Here is a 20,094-nt window from a genome sequence, read left to right as displayed (position 1 = left end):
TCACACCTCTGCGCCTGCGCGCCGAGGAGGTATCAGGGGCAGCGGACGACCTGACCGGCGTAGGTCAGGCCACCGCCGAAACCGAACAGCAGCACCGGCGCGCCGGAGGGCACCTCGCGGCGCTCCACCAGCTTCGACAGGGCCAGCGGGATGCTGGCCGCCGAGGTGTTGCCGGACTCGATCAGGTCCTTCGCGACGATCGCCTGCGGGATCTTCAGCCGCTTCGCGATGCCGTCGATGATCCGGGTGTTGGCCTGGTGCGGGACGAACGCGGCCAGCTCCGACGGATCGACCCCGGCCCGCTCGCACGCCTGCAACGCCAACGGCGCCAGGGCGGTGGTGGCCCACCGGAACACCGTCTGCCCCTCCTGCGCGATGTACGGGCGCCAGCCCTCGATGCGTACCGCCTCGCCGCGTTCCGGCACCGAGCCCCAGACGACCGGGCCGATCCCGGCCGGCTCGCCCTCGGGTGCGGCGGTGACCACCGCGGCACCCGCGCCGTCGCCGAAGATGATGCAGGTCGAGCGGTCGTTCCAGTCGATGAAGTCGGAGAGCTTCTCCGCGCCGATCACGATGGCGTTGCGGCTGGCACCGGCGCGCACCGCGTGGTCCACGGTGCCCAGCGCGTAGGCGAACCCGGAGCAGGCCGTGTTCAGGTCGAACGCCCCCGGGGCGTCGATGCCCAGCTTGGCCGCTACCCGGCAGGCCACGTTCGGGCTGCGGTCGATCGAGGTGCAGGTCGCCACCACGACCAGGTCGATGTCGGAGGCGGTCAGCCCGGAGTTGGCCAGCGCCTTGTCCGCGGCGGCGGCGGCCATGTCGGCGACCGTCTCGTCACCGGCGATCCGCCGGCTGGCGATCCCGACCCGGTCCCGGATCCACGCGTCGTTGGTCTCCACCAGCTCGGCGATCTCGTCGTTGGTCACCACCCGGGACGGCTGGTAGTGCCCCAGGGAGAGGATGCGACTGCCGCTCATGACGAGCCCTTCCTACGGTCGATCTCGGCACGGGAGTCGGACGGACTGAGGCGGACTGCGCTCACGCCTGCCCTCCGGCGACGCGGGCGATCAGGTCGCGGGCGGCGGGCAGCTTGTCCGGGGTGGTCAGCGTCACGATCTCCGGCAGGCCGGGACCCTTGAGCTCCCGCTTGACCAGTCCGGCGAGCGTACCGGCGGGCGGCAGCTCGATCACGCCGGTCACCCCCAGGTCGGCGAGGGTGGCCATGCACAGGTCCCAGCGGACCGGGGCGGTGACCTGGCGGACCAGCCGCTGGAGCATCTCCGCGCCCTGCCCGACGGCGGTGCCGTCGAGGTTGGAGAGCAGGATCCGGGTCGGGTCGCCGGTGGTGACGTCGGCCGCCACCGTGGCCAGCGCCGCCTCCGCGGGAGCCATGTACGGGGTGTGGAAGGCGCCAGCCACCTGGAGCCGGATGACCCTCGTCTGGGCCGGCGGCTCGGCGGCCAGCTTCTCCAGGCCGTCGACCGCACCGGCGGCGACGACCTGCCCGGTGCCGTTGCGGTTCGCGGCGTGCAGCCCGTGCCCCTCGATCGCGGCGAGCACCTCGTCCGGGTCGCCGCCGAGGACGGCGGCCATGCCGGTCGGTTCCAGCGCGCAGGCGGCGGCCATCTCCCGGCCGCGTACCCCGGCGAGCGAGATCGCGGCGTCCGCAGGCAGTGCCCCCGCCAGCGCCGCCGCGCCGAGTTCGCCGACGCTGTGCCCGGCGGTCAGCGCCACGTCCTGCATCGGCAGGTGCTCGGCGGCGAGCAGCGCCGCGGCCACCAGCAGCGGTTGGGTACGGGCGGTGTCCCGGATCTCGTCGGCGTCGGCCTCGGTGCCCAGGTGCACCAGATCGACGCCGGCCAGCGCGGACCAGTGACGCAGCCGCGCCTCGGCGCCGGGCAGGTCGAGCCAGGGAGTCAGGAAGCCGGGTTTCTGAGAACCCTGGCCGGGGCAGAGTACGGCGAGCACGTCTATGACTCTCCCGGATACCCACCGGTTGCGCTGTGCCGACCGGTACCAAACCGCACTAGGACCTTTGGAGGGATCCTACAAAGATTGGTGCTGGTCATCGCCGACCTGTGATCTTTTACCGGTCGGTGGGGCCAATGTCGGGGTCGGCACCACCGGATCCAACCGGCCCACGGTCAACGCCACCCGCAGCGCGAAGGCGTCCCGGGGCGACAACGGGCTGAACCCGGTGACGTCGGAGATCCGCCGCAGCCGGTACCGCACCGTGTTGGGGTGGACGTACAGCGCCCGTGCCGCGCTCTCCAGCGTGCCGCCGGCGGCGAAGAAGGCGTCCAGCGTCTCCAGCAATTCGCCGCCGGCCCGCACCAGCACCGCGTACACGTCGTGCCGCAGCCGCCGCCGGGCCTCCGCGTCGCCGGCCAGGGCGCGTTCGGGCAGCAGGTCACCGGCGTAGACCGGCCGGGGCGCGGCCGGCCACGCCGGGGCCGCCCGGTATCCGGCCAGCGCGGCCCGGGCCGACTCGGTGGCCTCGTCCAGGCTCGGCACCGAGGGGCCGACGACCACCGGGCCGTCACCGAAGGCGGAGAGCAGCTCGGCGGTGGCCGCCACCGGGTCCGCCGCCCCACCGAGCACGATCACCAGACGGTCCCCGTGCACGCCGCCGATCACCTCGACCCCGACCCGCCGGGCCTGCCGGTAGACGGTGTGCAGCACGGCGGCGACCTCCCCGCCGGGAGAGGGGCCGACCGCCACCGCGACCGGCGGCGCGTCCGTCCAGCCGAGCGCGGCGGCCCGGCTGGCCAGAACGTCCGGCGAGTCGCCCCGCAGCAGCGCGTCGACCAACAGGGCCTGGAGCCGGGCGTCCCAGGAACCGCGCGACTCGGCCGCCCGGGCGTACACCCGGGCCGCGGCGAAGGCGATCTCCCGGGAGTAGCGCAGCACCGCCTCGCGCAACTGCGCCGCCTCGCCCGGTGCGGCCAGGTCGTCGACCTGCTCCTCGACCACGTCGATGGTGACCTTGATCAGGGCGACGGTCTGTTGGAGTGTGATCGACCGGGCCAGCGCCTGCGGCGCGGTGGCGAACACCTCGTCGGAGACCTCCTGGGTGCCCTTGTCCGGGCCGCCGTCGGAGCGCAGCCACTGCACCAGGGAGCGCGCGCCGGCCTGCGCCACCAGCATCACCCAGGACCGCTGGTCGGCGGGCAGCTCCCGGAACCAGGGCAGGGTGTCGTCCATCCGGGCCACGCTGTCGGTGGCCAGCGCGCCGGCGGCCCGTTCGATCCGGCGCAGCGTGGCCGACAGGTCCGTCCCGCCCGACTCGCTCACCCGCCTAGCCTGACATGTCCTGAGCTGGCCCTCGCCGGCAGGAGTCGGGAGCCCCGGAAGCACCCGGTCGGTACGCGCTGCACGGCCCGTCGGAGCCGGCCAGTACGGTAACGAGGCACGTCGGGTGGGCACCGACGGGTGAGGGCGAGCGTGAGGAGACACCGATGGCGCACGGGGAGGCTGACCACGGCTGCGCCCAGGGGGAGCCCTGCCGACTGGGGTCGCACGAGCATCCGGTCCCCGCCAAGCACCACCGTCGGCTCATCGGCCTGGCCGACCCGGGCGACCCCGCGCCGACACGGGCGGCCGATCGTCCCGAGGAGGACGTCGCTCCGGTACGCCCGCGCCCCGTCGACCCCGTGGTGCCGCGCCAGCGTACGGGCGATACCTCGGTGTCGGATCCGGCCACCGGCGGCTGTCGAAGCGACCGGCCCGGCTGGGCCGGCGCCCACCGGCACGGTCCGGTCCGCCCGGCACTACGTACGGCCCGCCGGGAACGCCCCCCGCGCCGCTGGTGCTGAGGCCCAGCGGATCCGGCAGGGCGGTGCTCGGGATCAGCGGGTCCGGCGGCGGACCAGCAGTGCGATCCCGGCCAGGCCGAGCGTGATCACCAGCATCACCGCGACGTTCAGCAGGAGCAGGCGACGCAGGTCGCTGAACGCCTCGTTGATGTCCTGGGCGGGGTTGAGCGCGTCCTCCGGGATGATCCGTTCGCCTCCGCCGGCCCCGCCGCTGACCGGTTCGTACGTCCGCTCCAGCGGCACCCCGGCGGTGCGCAGGGTCTCCGACATGCTGAACCGGCCGAGGAACCAGGCCGCGGTGGTCTTTCGGGCGTCCGGCTGCTTGGCCGGTCGGTAGACCCGCGGCCCGCCGACCGCCTTCGGATAGAGGTCGTAGGTCTGCTTCGGAGTGTCACCCGCCAGCACCACGACGGTGTACTTCGGACCGAGGTCGGCCTTCTTGGGCGCGCTCGTCCGAGGCAGGGAACGGCTCACCTGGTCGATGACGGCGGCCACCTGCCCAGGCTCGGTGCCGTGGCGCAGCCGCAGCGGCTCGGCCAGCCCGTGGCCGGTGATGTCGACGCCGGCCGGTGGCGCCTTCGGTGCGGCCTTGGCGGGCTCGACGAAGGCCAGTGACAACAACACCGCGGCGGCTCCACCGATCGCTATCGCGGTCAGTCGCCTCATCCGTCGGACCATGCCGCCTCCTCGCCCCGTCGATGGTCGGCTTGCTGCAGAGTCACGCGTTGGAAGGCCGACGGCGGTAACCGTGCCCACAGGACGGGTAACCACCTCTAAGACTCCGCGGAACGACGATTGGTTGCAGCTGGTGAAACACTAATTGGAACTATCTGCGATCGCGAATCGACCAATGATCAGCCATGGACACGCGGGGCGGATCTTACCTGTACGGAGGCCGTGATGTGGGGCAGGGTAGCGCGTACGCTGCGGTGCTGGACAGTGGTGTTCGGCGTGGCGCTCGGTGTGTCGCTGCTGCTGCCGGTGAACCCGGCCGCCGCGCACAACCAACTGACCGGAAGCGACCCCCGCGACGGTGCCCGCGTCGCGACCGCGCCCGAGCGGGTCGAGTTGCGCTTCCTCGCCCGGCTCGACGAGGAGACCACCACGCTCACGGTCACCGGACCGGACGACGTGGACGCACTCGGCGGACCAGCCAGGATCTCCGGCAACCGGATCAGCGCGCCGTTCACCCCGGGCCGGGCGGGCCTGTACAGGATCGGGTACGAGATCGTCTCCGGCGACGGCCATCCGATCTCCGGAGAGGTCCGGTTCACGCTCACCACCGGTACGCCCGCCGACCCGAGCGCGTCGCCGAGCCTCGCCGCCCCGTCGACACCGCCCGACAGCGCCGCCCCGTCGACCCCGCCCGCGGCGGAGGGCACGCCCACCCCATCGACGTCCGGGCCGCTGGTGGCCACCCCGATGCCCCGATCGGGTGAGTCGTCGGGCGCCGGCTGGTGGTGGACGGGCATCGGTGCCCTGGTCCTGCTCGTCGTGCTGGCGACCGCCCGGCTGATCCGGCGTCGCGGGGCCCGGAAGTAAGGAGGGGTCCCCTGCTATACATCAGGCGTTAGCAGGGGACCCCTCCTTAGATGGGACAGCTAGAACAGGCGGGCGCGGGCGGCGCGCAGCCGGGTCAGGGTGCGCTCGGCGCCGAGCAGCTCCAACGACTCGAACAGCGGCAACCCGACCGTCCGGCCGGTGACCGCGACCCGTACCGGTGCCTGGGCCTTGCCGAGCTTGAGACCGCGCGCCGCGCCGACCTCCTCCATGGTGGTCTTGAGCGTCGCCGCGTCCCACGACGTCACCGCCTCGAAGGCGGCGATGGCGTCGTCCAGCAGCTCGCCCGAGCCCTCCTTCATCGCCTTGGCCCAGGCCGCCTCGTCGATCAGCGGCGAGGCGAGGAAGAGGAAGTCGACGTTCGGGACGATCTCGCTGAGCACCGCGATGCGGGTCTGGGCCAGCGGTGCCACCGCGGCGAACGTGGCCGCGTCGAACTCGTCGGGCTGCCACGGCGGCGGCGGAATGCTGCCGGTACCGGTCAGCCACGGCCCGCAGACCTCGACGAACTCCTCGACCGGCAGCGCCCGGATGTACTCGCCGTTGAACGCCCGCAGCTTCTTCTCGTCGAAGAAGGCCGGCGACGGGTTGACCTCGTCCAGCCGGAACTCGTCCTCGATCACCGACCAGGGCACGATCTCCCGGTCGCCGGAGGGCGCCCAGCCGAGCAGCATCAGATAGTTGCGCATCGCGGCGGCGAGGTACCCCTCGTCCCGGTACGCCTCCAGCGCGACCTTGTCCCGTCGCTTGGACAGCTTCTGCCGCTTCTCGTTGACCACCACCGGCACGTGCGCCCAGATCGGCGGCTTCACCCCGAGGGCATCCCAGAGCAACTGCTGCTTCGGGGTGTTGGGCAGGTGCTCCTCGGCCCGGATCACGTGGGTGATCCCCATCGTCATGTCGTCCACGACGTTGGCCAGCAGGAAGACCGGGGACCCGTCGCCCCGGGCGATCACGAAGTCCTCGATGAGCTTGTTCTCGAAGGTCGGCTCGCCCCGGATCAGGTCGACGACCACGGTCGAGCCCTCGTCGGGCGTACGGAAGCGCAGCGCGCGGCCCTCGCCGGGCGGCAGACCCCGGTCGCGGCAGTACCCGTCGTAGCCGGTGTACTGGTTACCGGTCCGGGCCTGCACCGCCTCCCGGGTGCAGTCGCAGTAGTACGCGCGACCCGAGTCGTACAGCCGTCGGGCGGCGGCGCGGTGCTCGTCGGCGTACGAGGACTGGAACCAGGGGCCCTCGTAGCTGCCCCGCTCGATGCCGATCCAGTCCAGCGCCGACAGGATGCCCTCGGTCCACTCCGGCTTGTTGCGCGCCGCGTCGGTGTCCTCGATACGCAGCACGAACACCCCGCCCTGCTGCTTGGCGTAGATCCAGTTCTGCAGCGCCGAGCGGGCGCCGCCGACGTGGAACATACCGGTCGGGGAGGGGGCGAATCGCACACGTACCGTCACGACCCCCAGCGTACAGATGTAAGGAGGGGTCCCCTGCTATCGCCTGGTGTCGTACCGGGGTCCCCTCCTTTCATCACAGCCTGTCAGGGGACGGAGCGGATCTTCAGGACCAGGACGCTGCCGAGGACGGTCACCGCGGCGGTGGTGGCGTACAGGGCCGGGTAGCCGCCCAGGTACACCACGATCGGGGCGGAGACGGCGGGTCCGAGCACCTGCGGCGCGGAGTTGGCGATGTTGATCACGCCGAGGTCCTTGGCCCGGTCGGTGGCCCTCGGCAGCACCTGGGTGATCAGGGCGGCGTCCACCGACAGGTACACCCCGTAACCGGCGCCGAGCAGCAGCGCGGCGACGATCGCCATCGGCCAGGTGGGGGCGACGGCCAGCAGCAGGGCCGCGACCGCGATCACCAGCCCGGCGACGATCACGAAGACCTTGCGTTTGCCCGAGCGGTCCGACAGCCGCCCGGCGACCACCGTGGTGGCCATCAGCCCGGCGGTGTAGAGCAGGATCAGCACCAGCAGGCCGCCCTCGGGGTCGGCCACCCGGACCTCGTCGGTGAGGAAGTACAGCAGGTAGAGGGTGCCGAAGGCGTTGCCGAGCTGAACCAGGAACCGGGTGATCCAGGCCCAGCCGAAGTCGGGGTACCGGCGCGGCGACACCCACATGCCGGCCAGCAGTCCACGCAGCGGCGGTCGGTGCGTACGCGGCAACGGGTCGTCGGTGGTGCGCAGCGCGAACGGCAGCGCGAACAGCAGCACGGCGGCGGCGATCACCAGGTATCCGGCGGCGTTGCCGCTGACCACGGCGGTGACCAGCACGACGCCGAGCACCAGCCCGAGCGCCTGCGGGATGCCGACCCAGCCGGAGACGCCGCCGCGTTGGGCGACCGGGACCCGGTCCGGTACGGCGGCGGTCAGGCTGGCCAGCATCGCGTTGAAGCAGGTCTGTGCCGCGATCCAGCCGACGACCACGCCGAGCACGGTCTGCGCCTGGGCGAGCAGCGCCAGCGACAGCGCGCCGAGCAGCGCGCCGCCGAGGGTCCAGACGTGCCGACGCCCGAACTCCCGGCCGCCGATGCGCAGGCAGGTCCGGTCCGACAGCGCCCCGACCAGCGGGTTGACGATCACCGCGGCCAACGCGCCGAGCCCGGTGACCACCGCCAGCATGGTCTCCTTGTTCGTCGGCGCGATCTGCCCGAGCTGCTGCGGCAGCAGCACCTGGATCGGGGTGAAGAACGCCATCCAGACGCCGAGGTTCGCGGCGAAGAGCAGCGCGATCCAGCCGCGCCGTACCGCGATCGTCGGTTCCGCCAGCGCCGCCGGCAGCGAGGCCGGCGTCGGGTCGACGGTGGTCACCGGGGAGGTTCCCGCCGGGCCGCCGCGATGACCTCGCGCAGCCAGGTGTACGACGACTTGGGCGTGCGCGCTCCGGTGGCGAAGTCGACGTGTACCAGCCCGAAGCGCTTGGTGAAGCCCTCGGCCCACTCCCAGTTGTCCAGCAGGGACCAGACGAAGTACCCGGTCACGTCGACCCCGTCGGCCATCGCCGCGTGCACCGCGCGCAGGTGACCGTCCAGGTAGGCGATCCGGTCCGGGTCCGGCACCCGGCCGTCGGCGTCCGGGGTGTCGTCGTACGCGCAGCCGCTCTCGGTGATCTGGATCGGCGGCAGGTCCGGCCCGTACTGCCGGTGCAGCCAGCCGAGCAGGTCGTGGAGCCCGTCCGGCGCCACCGGCCAGTCGAAGGCGGTACGTGGGTACCCGGTGAGCGGCACCAGCGTGAACGGCAGCGGAGAGCCCTCTTCGGGGGCGCGTACGCCGGTGGGGTTGTAGTAGTTGACCCCGAGCACGTCGAGCGGGGCGGCGATGACGTCGAGGTCGCCGTCGCGGACCACGCCGGTGTCGAAGCCCAGCTCGGTCGGGTAGCCGCGGCCGAGCAGTGGGTCGGTGAAGAGCCGGTTGTGCAGTGCGTCGTAGGCGTACCCGGCGGCGGCGTCGGCCGGGTCGTCGCCGAGCACGCGTACCGGCGAATAGTTGTTGGCGATGGCGACCGGGCTGCTGCTGCGGGCGCGCAGCGCGGCGACCGCGAGGCCGTGGCCGAGCAGTTGGTGGTGGGCGACCGGGAAGGCGTCGAAGAGCAGCGCCTCGCCGGGGGCGTGCTCGCCGGTGCCGTGCCCGAGGCTCATGTGGATGAACGGCTCGTTGAGGGTGATCCAGAGCTTGACCCGGTCGCCGAGGCGGGCGGAGACCGCGTCGGCGTACTCGGCGAAGCGGTGCGCGGTGTCGCGGTGCAGCCAGCCGCCGGCGTCCTGGAGCGGCTGCGGCAGGTCCCAGTGGAACAACGTGGCGACCGGGTCGATGCCGTGGCCGAGCAGCTCGTCCACCAGCCGCTCGTAGAAGTCCAGCCCGGCGGCGTTGACCGGGCCGGCACCGGTGGGCAGCACGCGGGGCCAGGCCACCGAGAACCGGTACGCGCCCACTCCGAGGTCGGCCATCAGCGCCACGTCCTCGGCGTAGCGGTGGTAGTGGTCGCAGGCCACGTCGCCGGTGCTGCCGTCGAGGATGCGCCCGGGGGAGTGGGCGAAGGTGTCCCAGATGGAGGGTCCGCGACCGTCGACGTCGGCGGCGCCCTCGATCTGGTAGGCGGAGGTGGAGACGCCCCAGCGGAATCCGGTGGGGAAGTCGGGCATCGGAGCGGTCTGCATGCGCCCTCCCGGCGAAACGCGAAACGTGTTCGGAACTCTAGGGGTCGTGGGAGCGCTACGCCATAGGGTGCCGAGGCGTCGATGGCAATACCTTTCGGCGTGTCTTTGTTAACCCGTCCGCATACGTCCGTTTTTGCGCATACAGTTCCGAATATTGTGGGATGTCCTCACTGGAGGAAGACGGAAATGATCCTCGTGGAACGCAGCGCGCACGTGACGGCACCGGTGAACGCGGTCTGGGACGTGGTACAGCGCGCTGAGCAGTTGCCGGCCTGGCTGGCCGGCGTCCGTGCGGCCGAGGTCCTCTCGGGGGAGGGCTTCGGCAGACGGCAACTGGTCCAGGCCGGGCGTGGTGCCGCACATGAGGCCGAAGTGATCGCCTATCAGGAGCCGACCCTGATCGGCTGGCGCGAACGCGCCAAGGGCGCCGGTGCCCGAGCGGAGGCGCGCACCGAGATATACGTCCAGCTCACCCCGGACGAGGACGAGGGTGGGACGGTCGTGCGGCTCATCGTCGTACGCTGGCCGGCCGGCCCGGTCAAGGCCGCGTTGCTCCGGCTCGGCCTGCGCAGGGTCGGCGCCGACCTGGAGGACTCGCTGGCTCGGCTGACCGACCTGGCCGCCGTCGGCTGACCGACCACCTCCTGGCGTCACCCGCGATGCGGTGGCGGCCCCGGTGTCCCGACCAGGTGCACCCGGGCCGCCACCGTTTTCGACGCCCCTACACGACCACGGTGAAGGCCGCCACACGTACCTCGTCGAGGTGTCGGAACTCGAAGAACAACCGGTAGGTGCCCGTCGACGGCACGGTGATGCCGAACGCCACCACCGAACTGGCCTGGCTGGCCGCCGCCGGATGGACGTGCAGGTACGCCAGGTCGCCCTGCCGCAACGCGACCAGATGCCCGTACGCGCCCAGGTGTGGTTGCAGGTCGTTCACCGGCTGCCCGAGACGACCGAGCCAGACCAGCACCTGGTGGGACTCCCCGGCACGCAGGCCGCCGTCCAGGGTGACCGTGTAGTCGTCGACCAGGACCGTCTCCTCGGGCGGATCGAGCGGCCGGACCGCGTACCGGCCGGGAACCGGCACGTCGGCCCCGAGGGTGACCCCTGCCTGGGCACCGAGCGGCCAGAAGTCGGCGATCACCCGCAACGGCCCGGGTGCCGACGGTGTGACCCGCACCCGCCAGGTGCCGTCGGGCGACATCTCCGGGTGCAGGTGCTGATATCCGGAGAGGTCACGCCCGACGAGGATCAGGTGCATCCGGCGCTCGTGGTTCTCCTGGAACGCGGTCAGCACGACACCGGTCTGGTCGGTGATCTGGAAGGCCAGTTCGTTCGGCTCGCCGACGGTCAGGGTCGACGTGTGCAGCGTCAGCGTCCAGCCGTCCCGCGAGACCTCCAGTCCACCCGGACCGTGGCCCGCGTGCCCGCCCGCCACGGCGGCGGCCGGCCGGGCCGCACCGCCGGTCGGACCACCGGCCCGACCGGCGAAGAAGCCGACCGCCAGCGACAGCGCGAGCACCAGCGCGCTCGCCGCGTAACGGGTCCCCGGGCCTGCCGTCGGCACCGGGACGTCGGGACCGGCCGGGTGCTCCGGATCGGGCGGCACGCCGACGGGGCCGACGGCGTTCGCCGTCGGCCCCTGGCTGGTCGTCGTCACGGCAGCCGGGGCTGCAACACGAACAGCCCCTGTTCGATGCCGCTGACCACGACGACACCGCTCGGGAAGTACGGGTAGGTGCTCCACGCCCCGTTCATCGAGGAGCTGTTGCTGGACGGGTAGACGTCGAAGAAGCCGGCCTCGGTGGCCCGACCGGCGGCCACGTCGGTCAGGTCCAGGATGCGCAACCCGGCCCGGTAGTTGGCCTGGTAGCTGTACCTCCCCTTGACGTACTGGTTGTGGTCGGTGGCGGCGACACCGGAGGGCGCGCTGTAGGTGCCGATGTGCCGGGGTGCGTCCAGGTCGGCCAGGTCCCAGATGTAGGTCTGGGTGTTCACCCCGCGCCGGGTCTCGTCCAGCTCGTCGTCGAGCAGGAAGTACCGCTGGTCCTCGGTGAACCAGCCCTGGTGGGTGTACGCCCGGCCGGTGTACCCGATGCGGGCCAACTGCCGGGGAGCGGACTTGCTGGTGACGTCCACCACGGTGACGGTGTCCTCGTTGGAGCTGACACAGATCTCCCGGCCGGTGTGGGCGGTGTCGGGACCCCGGTACACCACGCACTGGGTGTCGTGGGTGTATCCGTCGTTGCTGACGCAGCCGGCGTACGTCGGGGACTTCGGGGTCCGGATGTCGACCATGTGCAGGCCGCCGCTGCACGTGTTGGTGCCGACCGCGTACGCGAAGCCGGTCTGCTCGTTGATGGCGATGTTGTGCGAGTTGCCGAACTGGTTGTACTGCGCGTTGGTCGTCCAGGTCTGCGGCGTGGTGACGCCCCGCAACCGGGTCAGGTCGAAGACCTGCATGCCGTGCCCGGACACGTCCGCCACCACGTACGCGTGGTCGCGGTAGACCTTGATGTCCCGCCACACCGCCGTGCGGTTCTGGTACGCGGGCAGGTTGCCGAGGTAGACCGGCGCGGTCGGATTCGAGATGTCCACGAAGGAGGTGCCGTTGCGGCGACCGACGATCGCGTACTCCTTGCGGGTCTGGGGATCGGTCCAGCCCCAGATGTCGTTCGCCTGGCTGCCGCCGATGCTCGTCAACGGCAGGAACGACAGCAGGTCGACGTTGCGGCACGGGTAACCCGCCGCCTGGCCGTTCGTGCAGGCCGTCGCGGCGGCGGCGACCAACTGCTGGGTCGGTTCACGCTGTGCCATGAACTCCTGGGCCGAGGCCCGCCCGGCGGGGGTGGCGGGATCGTGCGCCACCGAGGGTGAGCCGGGTCCGAGCGTCGACACCACCAGTGCGCCGACGGCCAGGGCCAGGCCGATCCGGACGATTCGCATCTGTGCTCCCTCTCGTCGCGCGGGGGCGGACGGCGTCCGAGCCGGCGGAGGACGGCGCGACAGGGGAGTCCACCGGGCCGGCGTGGTGCCCGTGCGGAAGCCGGATGCCTATCGATGATTGTGGATTGGTGATGTTACGGGGGGAAGTCGCTCCCCGATATCGCCTGTGTCATACCGGCACGCCGTCCAGGGGCGGGCGTCGCCGCCGTTCTCGGCGGCGTTTGTGGTGCGGGTACGTGTGTTAGGAAGGGGCCCTTGCTATGCACGAGGCGTTAGCAGGGGACCCTTCCTTTCCCCAGCCCCCGCGCGCAGCGCGAAGGAGGGCCCGGCGCTGTGCGCCGGGCCCTCCTTCAGTGCGTGCGGTACTAGCTGTCGCCGCCGGTCTCGCCGACCGGGGCGGCGTTCACGTCGTCGATGGCGTACTTCTTGGCCGCCTCGGCCGGTACGTGCGCCGGTACGACGCCCCGCAGCGCGAGCTGCCGCAGCGTGGCGACCGCGATCGACTCGGCGTCGACGCGGAAGTGCCGACGCAGCGCGTGCCGGGTGTCCGACAGGCCGAAGCCGTCGGTGCCCAGCGAGGTCCAGTCGCCCGGCACCCAGCGGGAGACCAGGTCCGGCACCGCGCGCATCCAGTCGCTGACCGCGACCTTCGGCCCGTCGGCGTCGGCCAGCTTCTGCTGGATGTACGGCACCCGCTGTTCCGCGCCCGGGTGCAGGAGGTTGTACGCCTCGCACTCGACCGCGTCCCGCCGCAGTTCGGTCCAGGAGGTCACCGACCAGACGTCGGCGGCCACCCCCCAGTCCTGGGCGAGCAGTTGCTGCGCCTTGAGCGCCCACTGCATGCCGGTGCCGGAGGCGAGCACGTTCGCCCGGGGGGCGTCGCCCTCCACCGAGGGGGCCGCCGCGTAGCGGTAGATGCCCTTGACGATGCCCTCGGCGTCCACGCCCTCCGGCTCGGCCGGCTGGTGGATCGGCTCGTTGTAGATGGTGAGGTAGTAGAAGATGTTCTCCTGCTCCTCGCCGTACATCCGGTGCAGGCCGTTCTCCACGATGTGCGCGATCTCGAACGCGAACGCCGGGTCGTACGCGACGACGGCCGGGTTCGTGGCCGCGAGCAGCAGCGAGTGGCCGTCCTCGTGCTGGAGGCCCTCACCGTTGAGCGTGGTGCGACCGGCGGTGGCGCCGAGCACGAAACCACGGGCCATCTGGTCGGCCGCCGCCCAGAAGCCGTCACCGGTGCGCTGGAACCCGAACATCGAGTAGAAGATGTACATCGGGATCATCGGCTCGTCGTGCGTGGCGTACGACGTGCCGGCGGCGGTGAACGAGGCGACCGAACCGGCCTCGTTGATGCCCTCGTGCAGGATCTGACCGGTGGTCGACTCCTTGTACGACAGGAACAGCTCCCGGTCGACCGAGGTGTACCGCTGGCCGTGCGGCGAGTAGATCTTGGCGGTCGGGAAGATCGAGTCCAGACCGAAGGTACGCGCCTCGTCCGGGATGATCGGCACCCAGCGCCGGCCGAACTGCTTGTCCTTCATCAGGTCCTTGAGCAGCCGGACGAAGGCCATCGTGGTGGCCACCTTCTGCTTGCCCGAACCCCGCTTGACGTCGGCGAAGCGCTCGCTGCCGGGGATGGCCAGGGTCTTGGCCTCGGTCCGCCGGCTCGGCAGGTAACCGCCGAGCTGCTTGCGCCGCTCGTGCAGGTACTGCATCTCGTCGGACTTCTCGTCCGGCCGGTAGTACGGCGGCAGGTAGGGGTTCTCCTCCAGCGCCGAGTCCGGGATGTCCAGGTAGAGCCGGTCGCGGAACATCTTGAGATCGTCCAGCGTCAGCTTCTTCATCTGGTGCGTGGCGTTGCGGCCCTCGAAGTGCTGACCGAGCGTCCAGCCCTTGATCGTCTTGGCCAGGATCACGGTCGGCTGCCCGGTGTGCTCCGTCGCCGCCTTGTAGGCCGCGTAGAGCTTGCGGTAGTCGTGTCCGCCCCGCTTGAGGTTCCAGATCTCGTCGTCGCTGAGGCCGTCGACCATCTTGCGGGTCCGCGCGTCCCGACCGAAGAAGTGCTCCCGGACGTACGCGCCGGACTCCGCCTTGTAGGTCTGGTAGTCGCCGTCCGGCGTGGTGTTCATCAGGTTGACCAGCGCACCGTCGGTGTCGGCGGCGAGCAGCGGGTCCCACTCCCGGCCCCAGACCACCTTGATCACGTTCCAGCCGGCGCCCCGGAAGAACGCCTCCAGCTCCTGCATCACCTTGCCGTTGCCGCGGACCGGACCGTCCAGACGCTGGAGGTTGCAGTTGATCACGAAGGTGAGGTTGTCCAGCTCCTCCCGGGCGGCCACGCCGATCGCGCCCAGGGTCTCCGGCTCGTCCATCTCGCCGTCGCCGAGGAAGGCCCAGACGTGCTGGTCGGAGGTGTCCTTGATGCCCCGGTGCTGGAGGTAGCGGTTGAACCGGGCCTGGTAGATGGCGTTCAGCCCGCCCAGCCCCATCGAGACGGTGGGGAACTCCCAGAAGTCCGGCATCAGCCGGGGGTGCGGGTACGACGGCAGACCGCCACCGGGGTGCGACAGCTCCTGCCGGAAGCCGTCGAGCTGGTTCTCGCTCAGTCGGCCCTCGACGAACGCGCGGGCGTACATGCCGGGGGAGGCGTGCCCCTGGTAGAAGAGCTGATCGCCGCCACCCGGGTGGTTCTTGCCCCGGAAGAAGTGGTTGAAGCCCACCTCGTACAGCGAGGCCGAGCTGGCGAAGGTGGAGATGTGCCCGCCGACGCCGATCTCGGGACGCTGCGCCCGGTGCACCAGCATCGCCGCGTTCCACCGCACGTACGCCCGGATCCGGCGCTCGATGTGCTCGTCACCCGGGAACCAGGGTTCGCGCTCCGGCGGGATCGTGTTGAGGTAGTCGGTGGTGGTCAGCGACGGTACGCCGACCTGGCGCTCACGGGCGCGCTCCAACAGGCGCAGCATCACGTAGCGCGCCCGCTTGGTGCCACGATCATCGATGACACCGTCGAGCGACTCGACCCATTCGCTGGTCTCTTCAGGGTCGATGTCCGGAAGCTGGCTCGGCAGTCCGGCCGTGATCACCGGGCGCTTGCGTTCCGTAGCCACAGGCGTTCCCTCGGTTGTGTGTGGGATAGGTCTCTAGCGCCATCCTGCCCCGTCGCGGCACTCGGCGTCACGTCCACCCGGCCCAAGGGCGACGCGCGACACACGTACCGAGCAGTAACTTCGGGTCGTCCCGCAGGCCGCGACGGGTGGTAGACGATCTTGCCAGGAAACGCTCCCGAGCGCGCCGGTACAAGATCTCGTAACCGGGCAGAATGGGGGGTATGCGTAGTGAGGTGATCAGCATCCGGACCGGTTCCCGGCCGACCGTCCGGGACATCACCGCCGAGGCCGAGCAGTTCCTCGCCGGGCAGGGCGACGGACTGCTGCACGTGTTCGTGCCGCACGCCACCGCCGGGGTGGCCATCATCGAGACCGGCGCCGGCTCCGACGACGACCTGCTCACCGCGCTGGACGCCCTGCTGCCCACCGACGACCGGTGGCGGCACCGGCACGGTTCGCCCGGACACGGCCGCGACCACGTGCTGCCCGCCTTCGTCGCGCCGTACGCGACGCTGCCCGTGCTCGGCGGTCGGCTCGCCCTCGGTACCTGGCAGTCGGTCTGCCTGGTCGACACCAACGGCGACAACACCAGTCGGCAGGTCCGCTTCTCCTTCCTGCCCGGCTGACCGCCACGCCTGCCCGGCTGATCACGCGAGCGGCCGTTTCGGCGGCGCGCCGTCGAAAGTGACGGCGGAGCTGCCCGAACCCGGCCGGAACGTAGAATCCGACCATGCTGCGACCGCCCGCCTCGCTGGTCGGCCCGGGTGGGGCCGACCGGTCCCGGGTGGCCGGCGATCTGGTCCGGCGGATCATGCACGTGGCCGCCGCCCTGCGGCACCACCAGGACACCGAGATCGCCGCGTTGGGTCTGACCCCGGCGGTCGCCCGCGCGCTGTACGAGCTGGACCCGGATCACCCGCTGCCCGCCCGCGAGTTGGCCGGGCAGTTGCGGTGCGACCGCTCCAACGTGACCGCGCTCGTCGACAAGCTGGAGCGGGCCGGGCTGGTGGAGCGCCGTGCCGACCCGGCCGACCGGCGGCAGCGGACGCTCGTGGTGACCGACGCCGGCCGGCGGATGCGGGACCGCGTCCACGGCGTGCTGTCCGACTCACGACTGTTGGCCGGGCTCAGCACCGAGGAGTTGGCGCTGCTCGGCGAACTGGTCTGGAAGGTCTCCGACGGCGGCTGCCCGGAGCGGTTCGACGCCTGAGGCCGGTCGGGTGAAACGTGCTCGGGTGGGCGAGGCGTGCCTCGGTCGGTAATGCTGTCGGACGTGACCACCCCGCAGGATCTCGACGACCGGTTCCGGGAGGCCCTTGCCGCCCTCGCCGCGCCGGGGCACCGCGCCGACCCGGCACAGCCGGTGGCCGACGGTGCCACGCTGACCGGCGCAGAGCTGTTGGACCTCTTCGACGCACAGGTCACCAGCCGCCAACTCGACCTCGCCGGACGCTGGCTCCGTAGCTTCGGCGAGGGCTACCACACGATCGGTTCGGCCGGGCACGAGGGCAACGCCGGGGTCGCCGCGGCGCTGCGCCCCACCGATCCGGCCCTGCTGCACTACCGCTCCGGCGCGTTCTACTGCGTACGGGCCGGACAGGCCGCCCGCGACGCGGAGCCCGACACCGGCCGGGAGCCCGACGCGGACCCGACCGGCGACCGCGACGGCCCCACCGCCGACACGTCCGCGCCCGCCGGGCAGGCGACGGAGGACGACCTCGACCGGGTCGAGGACGCGCCGCCGGTCGGCGGGGTCGGGCATGCCGAGGAGGCCCCCCGGGCGGCTGATCCGCTGGACGACGACGAGCGCCCGGCCGGGGAGACGGAGGCCGCGAGCAACGAGCGACCCGACGACGACGGGACCGGCGCCCGTCCGGATGGCGGTGCGGGCGACGGTCGGGCCGTACCGGCGGCGAGGTCCGGGCAGGCGACCGTGAGCGCGCCGGTGACCGTTGGAGACGGCGCGAGCGGCGAGCGGCGGGCGATCGACCCGGCGTACGTGGAGGCGGCCCGGGACGTGCTGCGCGGGCTGGTGGCCTCGCGCGAGGAGCCGATCGCCGGTGGCCGGCACAAGGTCTTCGGCCGCGCCGATCTCGCCGTCGTGCCGACCACCTCCACGATCGCCTCGCACCTGCCCCGCGCGGTGGGCATGGGCCTCGCGGTGGAGCGGCTGCGTCGGCTGGACGCACGCCCGGAGCCGACCTGGCCGGGCGAGACGCCCGCGGCGGCGGCCTGGGCACCCGACGCGATCGTCGTCTGCTCGTTCGGGGACGCCTCGATCAACCACGCCAGCGCCACCGCCGCCTTCAACACCGCCGGCTGGTACGACCACACCGGCCTGCGCATCCCGGTGCTGTTCGTGTGTGAGGACAACGGCCTGGGACTCAGCCTCCGGTCCCCGCGGGGCTGGGTGGCGACGGCGCTGCGGTCGAAGCCGGGCGTGCGGTACTTCGCCGCCGACGGCACGGACCTGGTGGAGACGTACGAGGTGGCGGTCGAGGCGGCGGCCTGGGTGCGCCGGCACCGGCGTCCGGCCGTCCTGCACCTGACCACGGTGCGGCTGATGGGGCACGCGGGCGCGGACGCCGAGAGCGCGTACCGGTCCGCCGGGGAGATCCGGGCCGACCTGGACCGGGACCCGGTGGTGGCCACCGCCCGGCGGCTGGTCGAGGCGGGCCTGGCCAGCGGTGCGGAGCTGCTGGACCGCTACGACGAGGTCGGCTGGCGGATCCGCCGGCTGGCCGAGGGGGTGCTCGACGAGCCGAAGCTGTCCAGCCCGGCCGAGGTGGTCGCCCCGCTGGCGCCCCGCCGACCGCTGCGGGTGGCCCGTGCGGTGGCCGAGGCGGGCGACCGGGCGGCCGGGCCGGGTGCGGGTGCACGGGTCGAGGCGTTCGGCGGCAAGCCGCCGGAACTGGTCGGCCCGCTGACGCTGGCACAGAGCATCAACGCCGCGCTCACCGACGGGCTGCTCGACCATCCGCAGATGGCCGTCTTCGGCGAGGACGTCGCCGCCAAGGGCGGGGTGTACGGGGTGACGAAGGGACTACGGGACAGGTTCGGTGTCGCCCGGGTCTTCGACACGCTGCTCGACGAGACGTCGATCCTGGGCCTGGGGCTCGGTGCCGGGCTGGCCGGGATGCTGCCGGTGCCGGAGATCCAGTACCTGGCGTACCTGCACAACGCCGAGGACCAGTTGCGGGGCGAGGCGGCCACGACGCGGTTCTTCTCACAGGGCGCGTTCCGCAACCCGATGGTGGTGCGGGTGGCCGGGCTGGCGTACCAGGAGGGCTTCGGCGGGCACTTCCACAACGAGAACTCGGTGGCGGTGCTGCGGGACGTACCCGGGCTGGTGGTCGCCGTACCGGCGCGACCGGACGACGCGGCGGCGATGCTGCGGACCTGCCTGGCGAGCGCGGCGGTGGACGGCAGCGTCTGTGTGTTCCTGGAGCCGATCGGGCTCTACCACACCCGCGACCTCTACGCCGACGGCGACGGGGAGTGGCTGGCCGGGTACGCCGAGCCGGGCGCCTGGGCGGGCGCGCACGTGCCCGTCGGGCGGGCCCGGGTGTACGGCGTCGGCTCGGCCGAGGACGTCACGATCATCACGTTCGGTAACGGCGTACGGATGTCGCTGCGGGCCGCGTCGGTGCTGGCCGACGAGGGTGTCGGCACCCGCGTGGTGGACCTGCGCTGGCTGGCCCCGCTGCCGGTGGCGGATCTCATCCGGGAGGCCACCGCGACCGGCCGGGTGCTGGTGGTGGACGAGACCCGGCGCTCCGGCGGGGTCGGCGAGGGAGTGATCGCCGCGCTGGTGGATGCCGGTTATGTCGGTGCGGCACGACGGGTGGCCGCAGTTGACTCATTTGTACCATTAGGTCCGGCTGCTCGTCAGGTGCTGGTGTCCGAGGAGGCCATCACCCAGGGTGCCCGTACGCTGCTGGCACGGTAAATTTCGTTCCACCCGGTGCGCCACTTGCGCCGGAGGGCACAACTGTGTGGACTTTGCCTGACGGCGTTCGAGGGAACGCCGCGAACTCGCCACGAGATGAGGAGGCACGCGACAGTGAGCGCGACCGCTGGTCAGGCTGCCGACGGGGTACGCAGCCTGGCGGACCGGTTCGGCATCGAGCCGGGGATGGTCGTCATGGAGATGGGCTACGACGACGACGTCGACTCCGATCTCCGGGACGCCCTGACGGACCGTTGTGGTGATCTGGTCGACGAGGACACCGACGAGGTGGTCGACGCGGTGCTGGTGTGGTACCGCGACGGCGACGGTGATCTCTTCGAACTCCTCGTCGACGCACTCGGCCCCCTGGCCGACAACGGGGTCGTGTGGCTGTTGACGCCCAAGGCCGGCCGTGACGGGCACGTGGAGCCGAGCGAGGTCGCCGAGTCGGCACCCACCGCCGGCCTGCAACAGACCTCCACCATCAACGCCGGCAAGGACTGGAGCGGGGCTCGTCTCGTACTGCGCCGCGGCGCCAAGGGCAAGAAGTGACCCTGCC

Annotated in this window: 16 protein-coding genes and 1 pseudogene; 7 read left to right on the top strand and 10 right to left on the bottom strand. The window is 71.9% G+C overall.

The features are described 5' to 3' along the window. Window positions 1-32: 32 nt before the first annotated feature. The 3 genes and pseudogenes from ACIBMZ_RS13490 to ACIBMZ_RS13480 all read right to left on the bottom strand — a co-directional run bounded on the left by ACIBMZ_RS13490 (window position 33) and on the right by ACIBMZ_RS13480 (window position 3,357). Window positions 33-977 carry a beta-ketoacyl-ACP synthase III gene (locus ACIBMZ_RS13490; RefSeq protein WP_396693351.1) on the bottom strand — a complete coding sequence of 315 codons (945 nt, stop codon included), beginning with the start codon at window positions 975-977 and terminating at the stop codon, window positions 33-35. Between the two features lie 73 nt (window positions 978-1,050). Further along, window positions 1,051-1,968 (bottom strand): annotated as a pseudogene (locus ACIBMZ_RS13485) (ACP S-malonyltransferase); the annotation flags it as partial. Window positions 1,969-2,046: 78 nt separating this feature from the next. Continuing rightward, window positions 2,047-3,357, bottom strand: a complete 1,311-nt coding sequence (locus ACIBMZ_RS13480; RefSeq protein ID WP_396693349.1) for a PucR family transcriptional regulator — start codon at window positions 3,355-3,357, stop codon at window positions 2,047-2,049. A gap of 101 nt (window positions 3,358-3,458) precedes the next feature. On the opposite strand from ACIBMZ_RS13480, the gene ACIBMZ_RS13475 reads away from it, so the two are divergent. After that, window positions 3,459-3,815: a hypothetical protein gene (locus tag ACIBMZ_RS13475; protein ID WP_396693347.1), complete on the top strand. Its 357-nt coding sequence runs from the start codon at window positions 3,459-3,461 to the stop codon at window positions 3,813-3,815. A 33-nt stretch (window positions 3,816-3,848) separates the two neighbouring features. Here the strand turns inward: ACIBMZ_RS13475 and ACIBMZ_RS13470 are convergent, their stop codons facing one another. Further along, window positions 3,849-4,493 carry a hypothetical protein gene (locus ACIBMZ_RS13470; protein ID WP_396693345.1) on the bottom strand — a complete coding sequence of 215 codons (645 nt, stop codon included), beginning with the start codon at window positions 4,491-4,493 and terminating at the stop codon, window positions 3,849-3,851. A gap of 222 nt (window positions 4,494-4,715) precedes the next feature. Here ACIBMZ_RS13470 and ACIBMZ_RS13465 point away from each other — a divergent pair, with 222 nt between their 5' ends. Then, on the top strand, window positions 4,716-5,357 hold the full coding sequence (locus ACIBMZ_RS13465) for a copper resistance protein CopC (protein ID WP_396693344.1): 642 nt from the start codon (window positions 4,716-4,718) through the stop codon (window positions 5,355-5,357). A 59-nt stretch (window positions 5,358-5,416) separates the two neighbouring features. Here ACIBMZ_RS13465 and gltX read toward each other — a convergent pair whose 3' ends face one another. From gltX to ACIBMZ_RS13450, 3 genes are all read right to left on the bottom strand, one after another. Then, window positions 5,417-6,826 carry a glutamate--tRNA ligase gene (gene gltX / locus ACIBMZ_RS13460; RefSeq protein ID WP_396693342.1) on the bottom strand — a complete coding sequence of 470 codons (1,410 nt, stop codon included), beginning with the start codon at window positions 6,824-6,826 and terminating at the stop codon, window positions 5,417-5,419. Window positions 6,827-6,909: 83 nt separating this feature from the next. Continuing rightward, the gene (locus ACIBMZ_RS13455) at window positions 6,910-8,181 is read right to left on the bottom strand and encodes an MFS transporter (RefSeq protein ID WP_396693340.1); all 1,272 of its coding nucleotides are present in this window, start codon (window positions 8,179-8,181) and stop codon (window positions 6,910-6,912) included. Beyond that, window positions 8,178-9,527: a GH1 family beta-glucosidase gene (locus ACIBMZ_RS13450; RefSeq protein WP_396693338.1), complete on the bottom strand. Its 1,350-nt coding sequence runs from the start codon at window positions 9,525-9,527 to the stop codon at window positions 8,178-8,180. The genes ACIBMZ_RS13455 and ACIBMZ_RS13450 overlap by 4 nt, the downstream gene beginning before the upstream one ends. A 186-nt stretch (window positions 9,528-9,713) precedes the next feature. On the opposite strand from ACIBMZ_RS13450, the gene ACIBMZ_RS13445 reads away from it, so the two are divergent. Next, complete coding sequence (locus ACIBMZ_RS13445; protein ID WP_131054674.1) at window positions 9,714-10,160, top strand: SRPBCC family protein; 447 nt, start codon at window positions 9,714-9,716, stop codon at window positions 10,158-10,160. A gap of 88 nt (window positions 10,161-10,248) precedes the next feature. Here the strand turns inward: ACIBMZ_RS13445 and ACIBMZ_RS13440 are convergent, their stop codons facing one another. From ACIBMZ_RS13440 to aceE, 3 genes are all read right to left on the bottom strand, one after another. Then, window positions 10,249-11,190, bottom strand: a complete 942-nt coding sequence (locus ACIBMZ_RS13440; protein WP_396693336.1) for a hypothetical protein — start codon at window positions 11,188-11,190, stop codon at window positions 10,249-10,251. Continuing rightward, complete coding sequence (locus tag ACIBMZ_RS13435; protein WP_396693334.1) at window positions 11,187-12,476, bottom strand: choice-of-anchor B family protein; 1,290 nt, start codon at window positions 12,474-12,476, stop codon at window positions 11,187-11,189. The genes ACIBMZ_RS13440 and ACIBMZ_RS13435 overlap by 4 nt, the downstream gene beginning before the upstream one ends. A 365-nt stretch (window positions 12,477-12,841) precedes the next feature. Then, the gene (gene aceE, locus ACIBMZ_RS13430; protein WP_396693332.1) at window positions 12,842-15,586 is read right to left on the bottom strand and encodes a pyruvate dehydrogenase (acetyl-transferring), homodimeric type; all 2,745 of its coding nucleotides are present in this window, start codon (window positions 15,584-15,586) and stop codon (window positions 12,842-12,844) included. A 221-nt stretch (window positions 15,587-15,807) separates the two neighbouring features. On the opposite strand from aceE, the gene ACIBMZ_RS13425 reads away from it, so the two are divergent. The 4 genes from ACIBMZ_RS13425 to ACIBMZ_RS13410 all read left to right on the top strand — a co-directional run bounded on the left by ACIBMZ_RS13425 (window position 15,808) and on the right by ACIBMZ_RS13410 (window position 20,087). Then, window positions 15,808-16,212, top strand: coding sequence for a YjbQ family protein (locus ACIBMZ_RS13425; RefSeq protein WP_396693330.1), 405 nt, complete (start codon window positions 15,808-15,810; stop codon window positions 16,210-16,212). A gap of 104 nt (window positions 16,213-16,316) precedes the next feature. Further along, window positions 16,317-16,796: a MarR family winged helix-turn-helix transcriptional regulator gene (locus ACIBMZ_RS13420; protein ID WP_396693328.1), complete on the top strand. Its 480-nt coding sequence runs from the start codon at window positions 16,317-16,319 to the stop codon at window positions 16,794-16,796. Window positions 16,797-17,072: 276 nt separating this feature from the next. After that, window positions 17,073-19,535: a thiamine pyrophosphate-dependent enzyme gene (locus tag ACIBMZ_RS13415; protein ID WP_396693532.1), complete on the top strand. Its 2,463-nt coding sequence runs from the start codon at window positions 17,073-17,075 to the stop codon at window positions 19,533-19,535. A 114-nt stretch (window positions 19,536-19,649) separates the two neighbouring features. Beyond that, entirely contained in the window at window positions 19,650-20,087 is a 438-nt protein-coding gene (locus ACIBMZ_RS13410) for a DUF3052 domain-containing protein (protein WP_350698451.1), read from the top strand. Window positions 20,088-20,094: the final 7 nt, after the last annotated feature.

It is taken from the genome of Micromonospora sp. NPDC049900, assembly GCF_044461025.1.
Classification (GTDB): domain Bacteria; phylum Actinomycetota; class Actinomycetes; order Mycobacteriales; family Micromonosporaceae; genus Micromonospora.
This window is presented reverse-complemented; position numbering and strand designations above follow the sequence as displayed.